15 protein-coding genes are annotated in these 15502 nt (G+C 65.9%); 6 read left to right on the top strand and 9 right to left on the bottom strand.

Annotated features, from left to right (window positions below; translation table 11 throughout):
• Window positions 1-26: 26 nt before the first annotated feature.
• The 5 genes from ACFXNW_RS19140 to ACFXNW_RS19120 all read right to left on the bottom strand — a co-directional run bounded on the left by ACFXNW_RS19140 (window position 27) and on the right by ACFXNW_RS19120 (window position 2941).
• Window positions 27-476, bottom strand: a complete 450-nt coding sequence (locus ACFXNW_RS19140; protein WP_379419043.1) for a CBS domain-containing protein — start codon at window positions 474-476, stop codon at window positions 27-29.
• A 477-nt stretch (window positions 477-953) separates the two neighbouring features.
• Complete coding sequence (locus tag ACFXNW_RS19135; protein WP_379419042.1) at window positions 954-1202, bottom strand: hypothetical protein; 249 nt, start codon at window positions 1200-1202, stop codon at window positions 954-956.
• 193 nt (window positions 1203-1395) lie between these two features.
• Window positions 1396-1764 carry a hypothetical protein gene (locus ACFXNW_RS19130; RefSeq protein ID WP_379419041.1) on the bottom strand — a complete coding sequence of 123 codons (369 nt, stop codon included), beginning with the start codon at window positions 1762-1764 and terminating at the stop codon, window positions 1396-1398.
• A gap of 171 nt (window positions 1765-1935) precedes the next feature.
• Window positions 1936-2571 carry a hypothetical protein gene (locus tag ACFXNW_RS19125; protein WP_379419040.1) on the bottom strand — a complete coding sequence of 212 codons (636 nt, stop codon included), beginning with the start codon at window positions 2569-2571 and terminating at the stop codon, window positions 1936-1938.
• An 82-nt stretch (window positions 2572-2653) separates the two neighbouring features.
• Complete coding sequence (locus tag ACFXNW_RS19120; RefSeq protein WP_379419039.1) at window positions 2654-2941, bottom strand: hypothetical protein; 288 nt, start codon at window positions 2939-2941, stop codon at window positions 2654-2656.
• A 151-nt stretch (window positions 2942-3092) separates the two neighbouring features.
• Here ACFXNW_RS19120 and ACFXNW_RS19115 point away from each other — a divergent pair, with 151 nt between their 5' ends.
• Window positions 3093-4121, top strand: coding sequence for an alpha/beta hydrolase (locus tag ACFXNW_RS19115; protein WP_379419038.1), 1029 nt, complete (start codon window positions 3093-3095; stop codon window positions 4119-4121).
• A gap of 173 nt (window positions 4122-4294) precedes the next feature.
• Window positions 4295-4771 carry an HAD-IIIC family phosphatase gene (locus ACFXNW_RS19110; protein ID WP_379419037.1) on the top strand — a complete coding sequence of 159 codons (477 nt, stop codon included), beginning with the start codon at window positions 4295-4297 and terminating at the stop codon, window positions 4769-4771.
• A 78-nt stretch (window positions 4772-4849) separates the two neighbouring features.
• On the opposite strand, the gene ACFXNW_RS19105 is transcribed toward ACFXNW_RS19110, so the two are convergent.
• A complete protein-coding gene (locus tag ACFXNW_RS19105) occupies window positions 4850-6445 on the bottom strand; it encodes a GMC family oxidoreductase (RefSeq protein WP_379419036.1) in 1596 nt (531 codons plus the stop codon).
• Between the two features lie 81 nt (window positions 6446-6526).
• Window positions 6527-7951: an MFS transporter gene (locus tag ACFXNW_RS19100; RefSeq protein ID WP_379419035.1), complete on the bottom strand. Its 1425-nt coding sequence runs from the start codon at window positions 7949-7951 to the stop codon at window positions 6527-6529.
• A gap of 102 nt (window positions 7952-8053) precedes the next feature.
• Between ACFXNW_RS19100 and ACFXNW_RS19095 the strand changes: the two genes are divergently transcribed.
• Entirely contained in the window at window positions 8054-8959 is a 906-nt protein-coding gene (locus ACFXNW_RS19095) for a helix-turn-helix transcriptional regulator (RefSeq protein ID WP_379419034.1), read from the top strand.
• Window positions 8960-9007: 48 nt separating this feature from the next.
• Here the strand turns inward: ACFXNW_RS19095 and ACFXNW_RS19090 are convergent, their stop codons facing one another.
• Complete coding sequence (locus ACFXNW_RS19090) at window positions 9008-10738, bottom strand: GMC family oxidoreductase N-terminal domain-containing protein (protein WP_379419033.1); 1731 nt, start codon at window positions 10736-10738, stop codon at window positions 9008-9010.
• 100 nt (window positions 10739-10838) lie between these two features.
• On the opposite strand from ACFXNW_RS19090, the gene ACFXNW_RS19085 reads away from it, so the two are divergent.
• Window positions 10839-11528 carry a MerR family transcriptional regulator gene (locus ACFXNW_RS19085; protein WP_379419032.1) on the top strand — a complete coding sequence of 230 codons (690 nt, stop codon included), beginning with the start codon at window positions 10839-10841 and terminating at the stop codon, window positions 11526-11528.
• Window positions 11529-11598: 70 nt separating this feature from the next.
• Window positions 11599-12291, top strand: coding sequence for a TetR/AcrR family transcriptional regulator (locus ACFXNW_RS19080; protein ID WP_379419031.1), 693 nt, complete (start codon window positions 11599-11601; stop codon window positions 12289-12291).
• A 7-nt stretch (window positions 12292-12298) separates the two neighbouring features.
• Here ACFXNW_RS19080 and ACFXNW_RS19075 read toward each other — a convergent pair whose 3' ends face one another.
• Window positions 12299-12955, bottom strand: coding sequence for a TetR/AcrR family transcriptional regulator (locus ACFXNW_RS19075; protein WP_379419030.1), 657 nt, complete (start codon window positions 12953-12955; stop codon window positions 12299-12301).
• A gap of 153 nt (window positions 12956-13108) precedes the next feature.
• Here ACFXNW_RS19075 and ACFXNW_RS19070 point away from each other — a divergent pair, with 153 nt between their 5' ends.
• Window positions 13109-15145 (top strand): CocE/NonD family hydrolase, encoded by a 2037-nt coding sequence (locus tag ACFXNW_RS19070; RefSeq protein ID WP_379419029.1) that lies wholly within the window; start codon window positions 13109-13111, stop codon window positions 15143-15145.
• The last annotated feature ends 357 nt before the right edge of the window (window positions 15146-15502 follow it).

Raw genomic sequence — 15502 nt, 5'->3', positions numbered from 1 at the left:
CCCTGACGTCGTTGCGCGGGTAGCGCTCAGGATCCGCCGTCGGTTGTCGATGGTAGGTGCTGGGCGCAGATCGCTTCGACGAATTCGCCGACCGTTTGATCGGGGAGTCGGCGGGCGAGGTCGGCTTCGGTGATGATGCCGACGAGTTTTCCCTGCTCTGTCACGGGCATTCTGCGGATCTGGTGTTGCGCCATCAGTGTGACGGCGTCGGTGATGTCGGTGGTGGTGTCGACGGTCAGTAGTTCGTCGCCCTGGGCGAGTTCGCCTGCGGTGGTGGTTTTGGGGTTTTCGCCGAGTGCGATGACTTTGATGATGATGTCGCGGTCGGTGATGATTCCGACGGGGTGTCCTTCGCCGTCGCAGATCGGTAGTGCGCCGATATCGAGTTGGCGCATGCGTTGGGCGGCGGTTTCCATGGTGTCGCGAACGGTAATGCAGGCCACGTCGGGATGCATTACAGCCTCGGTATTCGTCATTACCGCACCTCCAGGACTAATGGTCGACAACTTCCTGCCGAACCATCATCCGCCCTGTGACGGTGTTGTGACCAGGGCATATGGTCGTCGCTTCGAAGGTACTTCTGGTTCTGCGGCCCCTATCGGCCACACTTTCGAGCCGACGTTTCGGGGTCGGTGCGTTACTCACAGCCCTTCCGTCGCCCGCTCTTTCCCGCCGCCCAGCCTTGACGTACCGGAAAGGGCGCCGAGTAGGTTCGCCGGGCAGACAGTGATCGACCCCCGCCGCAGCGTGGTACTGCCGGCGACGTCGACCCGGTGCGCATCGCCGCCGGACTCGTGGCAGTGAATAACCCGAGGTATGCAGCTTGTCGCCAACCTTGCGGCGGGCGACGCAGCGTTCGGGTCGTGTTCGGCCGGTGGGCTCGGGGTCGCATCAAGCGCGATCCAGGCGCGCTGCCTGCGGTGCGCTACTTGTCGGCGGCGACTCCTGATTCTCTACGATGTGAAGAGTTCGTCGAGATGCTGATCGATTGCGGCGAGGGCCTCCCCGGGATTGATGACCTCCAGGTCGAGAAGGGGTGTCAGGCTGCGCAGCGCGCCCTCTCCAATGAACGGCCAGCCGCCGCGCACCGGCGACGGGCTCTGCCACCCGAGCTGGCGCGAACTGCGCAACGACAAGGCACCCGAGGAGATCGGTATGCCCGCCTGGCTACGTCCCGCGGACCGGGCGGACACACGCCGCATCGCCCGGCTCGTCGTGCGCGCTTCGGTTAACGGTGTGGCCGGCGGCGGTCGTCATCCTGCTGATGACCAGATGCTCAGGTGCGATGTCCGCTAGCCGGGTGCGCAGGCTGTGGCCTTCCGTGTGCCACAGGTACATTGGAATCACTTGCAGTTCGGGCTGCGGTTCCGCGCCGCGTACACGGCGCTCGTATTCCTAGGTACCTTCGCGCTTCTTCTGGTCGGGATCGATCTCGTCGGCGCGCTCGATGTCCTGGTTCAGCTCGTCGCGAGAGGTTGCCGCCTCACTGCGATGGGTTGCGGCTCGTTGCTGTAGGCCGGCCGCTTGGGCTTTCTTGGCGTCGGCTTCAGCTGCCGCCGCTCGGGCCTTGGCTGCGGTCTCGTCAGCGATCGCTTCGCGCTGTCCGACCTGGCGTGCCTTTCCGGCTGCCTTGTCGCGCAATTGTTCCGCTTCGGTACGGCGGAGTTCCTTGCGTTTACTCGCCGACCATATCAGCGCTGCGGCGACGATCAGGACGACGACTACCGCGATAACAATGATCGTAATGATTGTGCTGGTTGCCATTTCGGCTCCTCACCTCGAGCGCGCTTCAGCAACGCCATCGGCCGACGGTGCACGTCGTTGACTGCACGCATGGTCGAAGGCGGAACTGGCGCGCCATCGTTAGTAGTAGTACAGTCGGCCGCCGACCGGACGGCCCATCGAGCCCATTGCCAATAGCGCCAGGACCGAACCTCATATCGGCCGGTGGCGTAGATCGGGTTTGCCCAGCCTCCCGCGGAATCCACGATCGGGCGTGTCGGCGGGTTCCACCGGCTGCGGTTCGTCGACAACGCGACGGTTACCGGCTACCGCTGCGACCCCGCGATGAGCGAAGGCGATGTCGCGCGCGCTGCGGACCGACAACCTGCCCAGCGAACTCGCGGCGAAGAACAGAATGAGCGCCCCGAGTCCGTAGAAGAAGCTCAGCTGCAGTAGCGCACTCTTCAGGTCGGAGCCGGCGACCGGTTGTCCGATGTCCCCGATACGGAGCACATCGGCCAGTACGGGCCCGATCGCGAACCACGCGCCTGCCAGTACGGATAGCCATGCCCCGAAACTCGCGACCACGCGGTTCCGGCTGAAGAGCATGAGTAGACCACCGACTATTGCGGCGGCGCCCGGCAGCACCTGGAGCCAGCCACGTGCAGCGGTCCACACCCACGGATCGTCCGGGGTGAAGGCGAAGTCGAAGTACGGTCCGACGAAGGGGATGAGTGCGCCCCAAATCCCGAGGATCACCACCGCCAGCCCGCCCAGCGCGCCCCGGCTGCGCGGAATCGCCATCCGCCCGCCTCGTCGGGGCGAAACATTCTCGTCGACGTCGGTCATGACGCCTCCAATCATCGAGAAACTGATGTGCGTAGCGCATACCCCGTATGCCTCGGGATACGCACCGACAGCAGGGGGCGCGTTACCGTGTGATCGTTTTCGCCCCGGATAGCAGCAGTTCGATCGCGTATTGCACCGATCGGTCAAGGACCTTCGCCGGATCGCCATCGAATTGCCGATGGCTTGTCCGCACGGCACCACCCTCGGCCATTGCCGTTGCCGCGGTCTCGGAGACCACTGGGACATCGGGGACGTCGAGTACGCGCTGTTCGACCTCGGTGGAATCGGCGACGACGCCGCCACGAAACCACGCTGCGGAATCCGGTGCGGCGCCGAGCGGTGGCGGCTTGTGTTGTGTCTCTAGGCGCAAGCTCGGGCGTTGGTGATGTGTCCAGATCTGATCTTGTTCATCCGATGGTGGGGTCGGCGGGTTCTAGGTTGGTGCTGATTCACCTGCAGTCGACCAGCTGGAGGGTGCCGGTTCGAGCCGTGCATCGGCCAGGACAGGAGCTTTGCGTCTCATGATCGGATCCGAAACCGCCCGCCGGACGCGGGGGCGCATGCTTGCGATCGCGGTCGCCGTGGTGGCCGCAGCGTCGGGGATGGCTGCGGCGCCGCCGAGTGTGACAGCGGAGCCGGCGTCTTCGATCACCGGTTCGTGGGCCGTGGACGACCGCACGGTGCAGGTGCGGGTGCATTCGGCGTCGATGGACACCGACATCATGGTCAACGTGCTGCGTCCGGCGGATCGGTCGAAGCCTGCGCCTACGTTGTATCTGCTCAACGGTGGTGGCGGTGGATTGGACAGCGCGACCTGGCAGAAGAACACCGATGTGACGGGTTTTCTGGCGGATAAGCAGGTGAACGTGGTGCAGCCGGTCGGTGGGCGCTGGAGCTATTACACCGATTGGCGTGCGCCGGATCCGAAACTGGGTGTGTACAAGTGGAAGACGTTCCTGACCGAGGAGTTGCCGCCGTTGATCGACGCGGAGTTCGGTACCACCGGTGTGAACGCGATCGCGGGTCTGTCGACCTCGGGTACCTCGGTGTTGCAGTTGCCGATCGCGAAGCCGGGTTTGTATCGAGCGGTCGCCGCCTACAGTGGGTGCGCGCAGATCAGTGATCCGATCGGTCAGCAGTTCGTGAAGCTGGCGGTGGAGTCGTGGGGTGGTGGCGATACCGAGAACATGTACGGGCCGCCGGGTGATCCGATGTGGGCGGCAAATGACCCCTACGTCAACGCCGAAGGACTGCGTGGGCTGAAGCTGTTCATCTCGACCGGGACAGGCGTTCCCGGCATGTATGACGTGTACAACGGGTCGCATATGCAGGCGGGCCCGCGCGGCTACGCGAATCAGCTGGTGCTCGGCGGGCTGATCGAGGCCGCAGTGAACTGGTGCACCCACAACCTCCAAGGCCGGCTGGGGCAGCTCGGCATCCCGGCCACCTTCGATTTCCAGCCGACCGGTACCCATTCCTGGGGATATTGGCAACAGGCGATGAAGGACTCCTGGCCGGTCCTGGCCGATGGACTCGGTGTGCCGCGATGAGCGAGCGCGCACGGGTGGTCCGCGGGTGACCGGTATGGGTAGCATCGTCCCGGCCGAGTCGGCCCGGGAAACCGGAGTCTTACCCGGCCCGTGCCTTGCGCTGGATGGTGTGCCGGCCGCACCTGCTGTGTTCGGCGCGGCAACAGCGATGAGCAACCGATAGGGGCGCCGAGATGCAACCGGCACTGCGATGTCTGGTCTGGGAACTGGACAACACGCTGTGGGACGGCGTCGTCTACGACGGCACCGTCGGGGCGCTGGATCGTTCAGCGCTGCGCACACTGCGCATTCTGAGCGAGCGCGGGATGTGGCATGCGGTGGCCAGCCGTGGCGATCGCGGGCGTACCGCGGACGTGCTACGCAGGTACGGACTGCACGAGATGTTCTCGGTGGTCGAGATCGGTTGGGGCCGCAAATCGTCGGCCATCGTGCGGATCAGCCACACGCTCGGCCTGCGCTTGGACTCGATCGGGTTCGTCGACCCCGAGCCGGTGGAACGCGCGGAGGTCGCGCGGGCATTGCCGCTGGTGCGCTGCTACGCCGCCCGCAACGCGGGCAGCCTGCTCAACCATCCGGACTTCCGTCCGGTGGTGCGTCCCGATCGTGACCTCACTCCGCCACTCGGGTTCGCGAGGGTGCCTGCTCGGTAAACCGTTGCCGGAGTGAGCCAGCGAGACAGGCCCGCCCTCGCTGCGCGTTGAGGCTCAACCAGGGCGGGCCGTGAATCCTCAGCCCTCGCTGCCGCGCCGAATGAAGGTCGCCGCCTGCTCACCGATGAGCACCGACGGCGCGTGTGTATGTCCGCGCACCAGCACCGGCATCACCGAAGCATCGGCAACGCGCAGACCCTGCACACCGCGCACCTCGAGCTGCGGGGTGACGACGCTGGCGGAATCGGTGCCCATCCGGCATGTGCCCGCCGGGTGATACAGGGTGTGGGAGTAGCCGTTGAGCGAGAGCGCCAATGTTTCCTCGATATCGGCCGGCGCCTGCGGCGGATAGATGATCGGCCCGAGCGCCGATTTCAGTGCCGGAGCCTCCGCCAGCCGGACACACGTACGCAGGCCCGACAGGATCGCGGCCCGATCGGCACCGTCGGCGTCGGACAGATAGCGCGGGTCGATGATCGGCTTGGCCGCAGGGTCCTTGGAAGCGAGGCTGATCCGGCCGCGACTGTGCGGGCGCAGCAACACCGTCGCCAGCACCACACCGTGCTCGGTGGGTTCGCGCAAACCCTCGTAGAAGAACGGAGCGGGCGCGAAGATCAGCTCGAGGTCGGGCAGCTCCAGCTCAGAATTGCTGCGCAGGAACCCGTACGCCTCACCGACATTGGAGGTCAGCATCCCTCGATGGCGCAGCAGATAGTCGAGCAACTGCAGCGGCTTTTCGGCCGCGAACAGCGAATCGGACCCGACGCCGTAACCGACCGCGGAGACCAGATGGTCCTGCAGGTTGGCCCCGACCTCCGGTGCGTGATGCACGGTCTCGATGCCGTGGCGGCTCAATTCCTCCCGGTCGCCGATACCCGACAGCATCAGCAGCTGCGGGCTGTTGATCGCCCCGCCACACAACACCACCTCGCGTCGCGCGGTCGCGGTGAATGTGGCCTCGCCCTGGCGGAATTCGACGCCGGTGGCGCGGGTGCCGTCGAACAGCACGCGGGTGGCCAGAGCCTCGGAGCGCACGATCAGGTTCGGCCTGCGCAGCGCCGGGCGCAGATAGGCGTCGGCGGTGCTCCAGCGCCTGCCGCCGTGCTGGGTGACCATGGTCTGGGTGAAGCCCTCCGGCTCCGGCCGGTTCGCGGGCTCGACCTGGTAGCCGGATTCGCGCACCGCCTCCAGATAGGCGGCGGTGAGCGCGCGCGGGCTGCGCTGATGGGAGATGTGCAGCGGGCCGTCGGTGCCTTCGTCGGGATATTGGGCGCCCTCGACGTTCTCGATACGCCGGAACTGCTCGACGACCTTGGCGAAACTCCAGTCCTCGCCTGCGAGCAACGCCCACTCGTCGTAGTCGGCGCGGAACCCGCGCACCCACATCATGGCGTTCATCGACGACGATCCACCGAAGGTCTTGCCCCGCGGCCAGTAGATCTGCCTGCCGTCGAGCTGCGGTTGCGGTTCGGTCAGGTAGTCCCAGTCCACTTCAGAACGGAACAGCTTGGAGAAGCCGGCCGGAATATGGATGAACTTGTTCTTGTCCCGCGGCCCCGCCTCCAACAGCACCACCGTGGTATCCGGATCGTCACTGAGCCGCGCGGCCAGCGCCGCACCCGCCGACCCCGCCCCGACGATCACATAGTCCGCAGCGACCTCACCAGTACCCACTGTCCATCTCCGATCTCACTATGTACGGTAAACATACGAGCACGTGGCAGCCATTGCGGCGTATTCGACAGTGCAGTGCGATTACCGTACCGTTTTCACCGCTGCTGCGGCCGCGACAAGAGCCGCAGATCCGATGGCGACCCCGGTGGCGCTCATGGCCGATACAGCAGTGTCTGTCGTGCCGGCGAGGGCGAGGTACACCGCGCCGAAACCCGCGACTCCGGCGACGGTGCCGAGTTGTACGCAGGTCGCCACGATGCCGCTGCTGTCCGCAGCCATCGTTGGCGCTACATTCGCGAGCGCACGGGCCATCAGCGGGCTGAATGCCAGTCCGTAGCCGAGACCCATCACGGCGAAAACCGCCGACATGACCACACCGAATTCGGCCCCCGCACCGAGCGACAGCCCGAGCACGATCGTCGCAATGGCAGCGACCACGAGCCCGACCGGAATCATGGCCGCATGCAGCCGCGCGGGCATTCGGGCCCAGTTCAGGCTGACACCCGCGAAGACCGCGCCCATGGGCACGAACAACAGACCCGAGTGCACGGCGCTGTAGCCCAGCGACTGCTGAAGGTGGATGGTCAGCACGAACATCCAGCCGCCGAACGCAGTCATGATGACCGCCAGCGTCAGCGCTGTGCGTACGAACCCGGGCGACCGCAGGATCGCGGGGGCGAACAGCGGCTCCCCGCCTCGCGCACCCGTGCCACGCTCGACCACGACGAACAGCGCTATAGTCGCAAAGCCCGCCGACATTGCTACCCATGCCCACAACGGCCAGGGCAGGTCATGTCCCTGTATCAACGGCAGCACGAGTAGCAAGACGCCGGCACCGAGCAGGCACAAACCGGCGATGTCGAGCTTGCGGCCCACGCGGGCTATGGTCACCGGCAGAGCGCGGGGCGCGACGAACAGTAGAGCAATGCCCAGCGGCACATTGACCAGAAACACCCCACGCCAGCTGGTGCCGCCGAGGTCAGCGGTGACGATGAGGCCGCCGAGTACCTGTCCCGCTACCAGCGCGCCCGACACGATGGCCGCGTAAGCCCCGAGGGCCTTGGCTCGCGCATCGCCGGTGAACTCTCGCTGGATGACAGTCATCACCTGCGGCACCATCACCGCCGCACCGGCACCCTGAACGAATCGGAACACGATCAACATCAGCTCATCTGTGGCGAGGCCGCAGCCGAGCGATGCCGCGGTGAACAGCGCGAGCCCGGCGATGAAGGCACGTCGCTGGGTGAATCGATCACCGAGCCGCGCGCCGGTGACCAGCAGCACCGCGTACGCGATGACGTATCCGGCCACGATCAGCTGCAGGGCCGAACCATCCGCGGCGAACGAATCGCGAATCGACGGGATAGCGACATTGACGATAGAGGCATCGAGCACTGCGATGAACTGCCCGGTCAACAGCACCGCCAGCAATGCTCGCCGTTGCGGCGGAGGTTGTGGCTGTGTCGTGGTGCGCCCGAGTTTTCCTGCTTCCGATATCTGAATCATGTTCTCGAGCTTGGGGAATCGACCACTGCGGCACCAGGAGTCCGCTGACACTGGTATCGCCACCACCTGGATACGCCGGCGACAGTAGACAAGGATGACCTGATGGTCGAGATAGTGGACGTGCGTGCCCTACGGCGCGCACGCCGCCGAGAACTGGGAAGCTTCCTACGGTCACGGCGAGCACGGATCGCGCCGGCAGACGTGGGTCTGACGTGTGGTCCGAGGCGCCGAACACCGGGGCTGCGCCGTGAGGAAGTGGCCGAGCTGTCGGGCATCGGCGTCACCTGGTACACCTGGCTGGAGCAAGGTCGCGAGATCAACGTCAGCGTGCAGGTTCTCGATGCGGTGGCACGCACGCTGGCGTTCGATGAGGCAGAGAAGGCGCACCTGTATCGGCTGGCAAATGTCCCTACGGTCCCGTCGGCTCGAGGTGATACGCGTCTGCCGGAGGCGCTGTCGGTCATACTCGATCAGCTGGATCCGCTGCCTGCCGCGCTGCTGAACGCGAGGTTCGATGTTCTCGCGCACAACAACTCGTACCGGGTCGTATGTCCGGGGCTCGTCTCGGGGGACCGCAACGTGCTCCGGCATGTGCTGTTCAGTCCCGAATGTTGCACCACCTACCGGCCCGATCGCACTGATCTGCGCCGAATGGTTGCCTTCTTGCGCGGGGAGCATGCCGAGAACCTCGGCGATCCGAGCTGGCACGATTTCGTGACCGAACTCCGTACCACGAGCGGTCTTTTCGCCGAGCTGTGGGACGACAACGATATTGCCGTTCCGGTCGGTCTCACGAAAGTGATCAGGCATCCAGCCGTGGGCGAGCTGGAGACGACGATGACGGTAATGGCGCCTGTTGCGGCTCCGCGAGCGTGGATGCAGGTCTTCACGCCCGCCGACGAGGCGGTGTGGGCGAGGCTGCGTTCGCTTCTCGAGATGAGTGAGTCGCAGCGACGGCGCGCATGGCGCAATCACTGCGAGCGACACTATGCCCTTGCCGCAGGATGAGGAACCGCCCCGCCGGCGAGGCCGACGGGGCGGTTGTGTGGGAACTGATCAGCCTGCCGCGGTGGTGCTGTCGGTGCGGCGGGCGGGGAAGGCCGGCAGCCTCAGCGCGGTCGGGGCGCCGGCTGGGACGACCGGGTTGTGCGGAGCGATGGGGGCGATGCGCTGGTAGGGGGCGTCCTGGGTGGGGCGCTGATCCTGTTCACCCTTGTTTGGCCAGTAGGCGGCGGCACGTTCGGCTTGGGCGGTGATGGTCAGCGACGGGTTGACGCCGAGGTTGGCCGAGACGGCGGCGCCGTCGACGACGCTGAGCGTCGGGTAGCCGTAGACGCGGTGGAAGGCGTCGATGACACCGGAGTCGCGGTCGGCGCCGATGGCCGCGCCGCCGAGGAAGTGCGCGGTGAGCGGAATGTTGAACACTTCGCCCCAGGTGCCGCCCGCGACACCGCCGATCTTGTCGGCGACCCGGCGGGTGACGTCGTTGCCCGCGGGAATCCAGGTCGGGTTCGGTTCGCCGTGTCCCTGCTTGGAGGTGAGTTTGCGCCCGAACAGTCCACGCTTGGTGTAGGTGGTGATGGAGTTGTCCAGATGCTGCATGACCAGCGAGATGATGGTGCGCTCACTCCAGTTGCGCACGCTGAGGAAGCTCAGCAGCGTCAACGGGTGCCGCAGCGCGATGCCGAGGAAACGCAGCCAGCGTGGGACGCGTCCGCCGCCGTCCACCATCAGGGTCTGCAGCAGGCCCATGGAGTTCGATCCCTTGCCGTAGCGGACCGGTTCCATATGGGTGTCGGGGGTGGGGTGGATGGACGAGGTGATCGCCACACCCTTGGTGAAGTCCTGACCCGGTTGGACCTTCTTGGTCGCCGCGCCGACGATGGATTCGGAGTTGGTGCGGGTGAGCACACCCAGCTGATCCGAAACGTCGGGCAGCACACCCTGATCACGCATCGCGTGCAGCAGCTTCTGGGTGCCGAGGGTTCCTGCGGCGAGCACCACATGACCCGCGGTGTACGTGGCGGGGCTCTTGCGCACCCATGCGCCGGTCCGTTCGGTCGATACCTCCCACGTGCCATCGGCCTGGGGCCGTAGCGCCGTGACAGTCGTCATCGGAATCACCTGCGCGCCCGCCTTTTCCGCGAGGTACAGGTAATTCTTCACCAGGGTGTTCTTGGCGCCGAACTTGCAGCCGACCATGCAGTCACCGCATTCCACGCAGCCAGTGCGCTCGGGGCCGACACCACCGAAGTAGGGGTCCTCGACGGTCTTACCGGGTTCCCCGAAGAACACACCGACCGGGGTCTGCACGAAGGTATCGCCGACACCCATATCCTCGGCGACTTGTTTGAACACCTCGTCGGCAGGTGTCATATGCGGGTTGCGCACCACGCCGAGCATCTTCTGGGCCTGCTCGTAGTACGGGGTCAACTCATCACGCCAGTCGGTGATCTCGCGCCACTGAGCATCCTGGAAGAACGGCTCCGGCGGCACATACAGGGTGTTGGCGTAGTTGAGCGATCCGCCACCGACGCCTGCGCCACCGAGGATCAGCACATCACGCAGCGGGTGGATGCGCTGGATGCCGTAGCAGCCGAGCTTGGGCGCCCACAGGAATTTGCGCAGATCCCAGCTGGTCTTGGGCAGTTCGTCGTCGGCGAAGCGGCGACCGGCCTCGATGATGCCGACCTTGTAGCCCTTCTCCACCAGTCGCAGCGCCGTGACGCTGCCGCCGAATCCGGACCCGACGATGAGGACGTCGTAGTCCGTCGCGTGCTTGGACATGGGGTAACTCCTCGGTCGGCGTCGGCAGTGACGCCGGTTACGCTAATGACGACAGTTGGAACTGTCAACGAAGGGTGCGCTTGGTATCTATGCTGGTCGAGTGTCCCGATACAGCCGCACCCAGCTGGCCGAACTGAGCGGCGTCCCGGCGCGAACGATCCGCTACTACCATTCGCTCGGATTGCTGCCCAAAGCCGAACGCGTCGGCAAGGAAGCGCTCTACCGCGACGAACATCTGGACCGGCTGCGCGACATACTCGCCATGCAAGCCCGCGGCCTGCGCCTGGACGCGATCCGCGAAGTGTTCGCCGCCGAGGCGGGACAGGGCACTGCCGACTGGCGTGTGGTCTTCGATCCCCGCCAGCCCGGCCCGTCCGATCAATCGGCCGTCCTCGACGACGACGAACTGACCGAACTGCTCGGGGACCGCCGCCCCGAGATCCTCGACGAGCTACTGGCCGCCCAATATCTGGAGCGGCGCGACGACAACTGGGCGATCCCGGACCTGCCCATGCTCAAAGGCGCCCTGATCCTCTACGACGTCGGCACCGACATCACTCTCAGCGGCGCGCTGCGCAAGGTGATCCGAGCGCGCATCGCCGAACTGGCCGACGAAATGGTGCGCACCTTCCGCGACGCCGCCGCGACCAGTTATGGCGGTGAAGGTATCGGCAGCGACCTCAGCCGATTCCGGGAACGCTTCCGCGCCGCCGCCTGGGAGGTCGGCGGCGCGACCCTGGCCGACGAGATCGAACGGGCGGTCGCCGAACTCGACGAATCGGGACGCTGACACCGGACAATGGGGGAGCGGTGATCACTATTGTTGACATCGCTCTCTGGAATGGGCAACAGTGACACCCATGACCACACCCCGGGCACGCGCCCGCGCCCAAACCATGGAGGACATCAAACGCATCGCGCGCACCCAGCTGGCCACCGAAGGCGCCGCGGCGCTCTCGCTGCGTGCTGTCGCGCGTGAACTCGGTGTGGTCTCCTCGGCGGTCTATCGCTATGTCCGCAGTCGCGACGAACTGCTGACACTGCTGGTGGTCGACGGCTACGACACGCTCGGTGATGCCGTCGACGCCGCTGTCGCCGCAGCGCCCGCCGGCCCGGCCGCCCGGCTCCGCGCCGCCGTCCACGCCGTCCGCGACTGGGGCTTGGCCGAACCCGCCTGGTATGGATTGCTTTTCGGAACCCCCATCCCTGGATACGCGGCACCCGCCGAGCAGACCGTCGCTCCGGGCACTCGCGTCATCGCGACGCTGTTGCGCATCATCGAAACCGCTCACCGCGACGGCGAGCTCGCTACGACAGCCGCATCCCCCCCGATCTCGCCCGCCACAATCGCCGACTTCAGGCGAATCCGCGACGAATTCGACATCGAGCTGCCGGACCAACTGCTGGCGCGTGCCCTCGTCTTGTGGAGCGCACTGTTCGGCGCGGTGAGCTTCGACGTGTTCGACATGTACGGGTCCGGAACCTTCACCGATCGTGGTGAGGTGTTCGACCTGCAATTGACCGGCTGGCTGGAGCTACTCGGCATCCGGTGAGCCCCGATCAGGGGCGCAAGCCACCGCACAGGATGAGCGCGGTACGGGTGAACAGCGGGGCCAGCTCGGGTAATTCTGCGGCCCCTCGCTCGGCCAAGCAGGACACGATGCGATCCCCGATGCCGCCGATGAGCATGTCGATCAGCTCGGGCTCCGGCTCCGCGGGAATCTCGCCACGCTCGGCGCCGATCCGCCCGACGGCCATAATGTGTTCTGCGAACAGTCGATGCACCCGCGCCCGGTGCTGCATCAGGGTGGGGCCGGCGGCCAGGATTTCGATGTAGAGCGCACGCGTGGCAGCGGGTTGCGTGGCCAGGATCTCGAGAAAGACCCGGAACGAGGTGTGCACTCGATCGGCGAATGCCGTGTCCTCGCTCAACGTGATGGTCTCGGTGAGCTTGCGCAGGCAATCGGCCACGGCATTGTCGTACGCGGCGGCGAAGCATTCCTCTTTGCCGCCGAACAGCGCGTAGAAGGTGCGCCGCGCGACCCTGGCCCGGCCGACGATCTCGGTGACCGTCGTCGGTGCGTAGCCCAGCTCGCCCACCGCCTCCAGCGCGGCCGCGCACAGCCGCAGGTACTGGGAATTCTCGACCTCCTCGCGGGTGAGGCGGTGCGGGCCATGGGGCAGCCGATCGGGCGCTCCTTCAGTCAGCACGGTCATATGTCCAGGATATGAGGCAATGCGACACGAACGCCGCTCACATCCTCGATCCTGGTGAGACTCAGGCCATAGTTGCCACCGAATGTGATCCATCCTATGGTTACCCGAGAGTCAGGAACGAGGGAGTTCCGCTCGGTCGGGATGAGGGGACACATGATCAGACATCGACGTCTCGTCCGGAGTGCCGTGGCCACCCTGGTGAGCATCGTCGCGGTCGCTGCCGCGCTGGTGGCGGCGCAGACCGGACAGGCACAACCGGACGGCGGTGCGCTGGGCGCACAATGGACCGCCACCCACGATGGGCCACGCACCTATCCGAATGTGCACATCGACTGGGATGTGCCGATCACCATGAGCGATGGCACCGTCCTCAAAGGCAATATCTACCGTCCGGCCGACGCGGCAGGTAGGCCCATCGAGGACAAGACGCCGACCATCGTCAACCTCACCCCGTACACCAAACTCGTCGGAAACGTCCTCGACTCAGCGCTGACTTTCCCGGTGCTGGCCGACGCCCTCACCGAGATCTTCAAGACCTTCGACCTGTCCGCCTTCGGCCTCGGCGGCCTCACCGAAATCACCAAGGCCATGCCCGCGGGCACCCTGCGATCCTTCGGAGTGGACCGCAAACTCGTCCAGAGCGGCTACACCCAGGTGGTCGTCGACGTCCGCGGCACCGGGTTCTCCCAGGGCACCTGGCAGGTCTTCGGCGAACGCGAGCAACTCGACGGCGTCGAGGTGGTCGATTGGGCCGCCGCCCAACCCTGGTCCACCGGCAAGGTCGGTATGACCGGCATTTCCTATTCGGCCATCAACCAGCTGCAAACCGCCGAACGCAAACCCGAGGCGCTGCAAGCGATCTTCCCGATCGTGCCGGGCAGCGACTTGTTGCGCGACATCGCCGCGACCGGGGCAGGCGTCGGGTTCGGCTTCCTGCCCGCCTGGCTGCTGGCCGTCAATACCACCAAGCTGATCCCGGACGTCAAGTCGATGGTCGACGGCACTTTCGACTGGAAGTGGCTGGCCGACCGCGTCCAGGACCCGATGACGTTCTTCAACTACTTCCTGGCCGCGCTCACGGTGCCGAGCGTCGACGCCATTCCCCCGCATCTGATGGAACTCATCCAGGACGACAGCGCCATCCGGCAATCCTGGCTTGGCCACCCCGACAAGGTCGACATCCCGACCTTCGTCTACGGCGGCTGGCACGACATTTTCACCTACTCCTCGCCCCGGGTCTACAACGCCGTCGACGTCCCCGACTCGCAGAAAAAGCTCATCATGGGCGACATCTACCACCTGACCACCGGCAGCGGGAACGGTCTTCCCGGCGCACCACCGCGGTTGGATGTGCTGCAACGCGCGTGGTTCGACAAATGGCTCAAGGGCATCGACAACGGCATCGACACCTACGACAACGTCACCTTGTGGCAGCAGGGCGGCGGCTGGACCAGCACCACCGCCTTCCCGCGCCCCGGTATGGACTACCGCCGCATGTACCTCGATTCCGCACCTTCGGGCACCGTGGCGAGCGTGCACGACGGGAGCCTCACCACCGCCCCCGGCGCACCCGCCCAGCTCACCGTCGCACCGGGACTCGCCACTTTGTGTTCGCGCGATTCGGCCACCGGCACCGCGGGCATCACCGGAATCCTCGACGCCTGCGCCAAGGATTCGCGAATCAGCGAAACCAGCGCGCTGACCTTCACCAGCGCACCCGTGCGGGGACCCACCGAGATCTCCGGCCCGATCAATCTGCACCTCAACGCCGTGCACGACGCCACCGACGGCTACTGGTCGGTCACCGTCAACGACGTGGCACCCGACGGCCGCTCCACCGTGCTGACCAGCGGCCAGCTCACGGCCTCGCTGCGCAAGGTCGACGAGGGCAGGGCCACTCGCTCCGCCAACGGCGACTACACCGACCCGTACCCGGTGCTCACCCTCGACACCAGGCAGCCGCTGGTCCCCGGGCAGCCGACCATCATCGATATCGGACTGACCGCGACCGACGCCATCCTGCAACCGGGACACCGCCTGCGCGTGGATATCTACGCCATGAACTTCCCCCGCGGCCTGCCCTTGCGCCCGCTGCTCAACGAAAGTGAGCTCAAACCGCAGCACGTGCGCCTGGATCCGGCGCAGCCGAGCTGGATCAATATCCCGGTCTCCGGTCCGGGGTTGCCGTAGTACCCGCCGAAAATCGGGTCGGCGGTGACGTGTTGACCGCCGATCGCTGCCCAGGCGAAGGCTTCGAGCACGATCATCTGCTCACGGCGCTGGTCATCGAGGGGGAGCAATTCGGTCAACACCGTGCGGATGGCTTCGCGGGGACTGGCCTCCGCGCCGAGTGCGGCCCATCGCTGCGTGAATCGAGCGCCCGCGTCATCGATCACCGAGCGAGGGGTCGCCAGCAGAAAGTCCGTTTTGGTACCGAAGTAGTACTGCACCAGCCGCACCGAAATCCCGGCTTCGGCAGCGACGGTTTGAAAGTCACCGTCTCGAGTCCGCCGCCGACGATCACGCGCCGTACGGCGTCGGTGATCT

The organism is Nocardia sp. NPDC059180 (assembly GCF_042754945.1).
Taxonomy (GTDB): Bacteria; Actinomycetota; Actinomycetes; order Mycobacteriales; family Mycobacteriaceae; genus Nocardia.
Note: the sequence above shows the minus strand (reverse complement) of the source record. Positions and strands in the feature narration are given on the sequence as shown.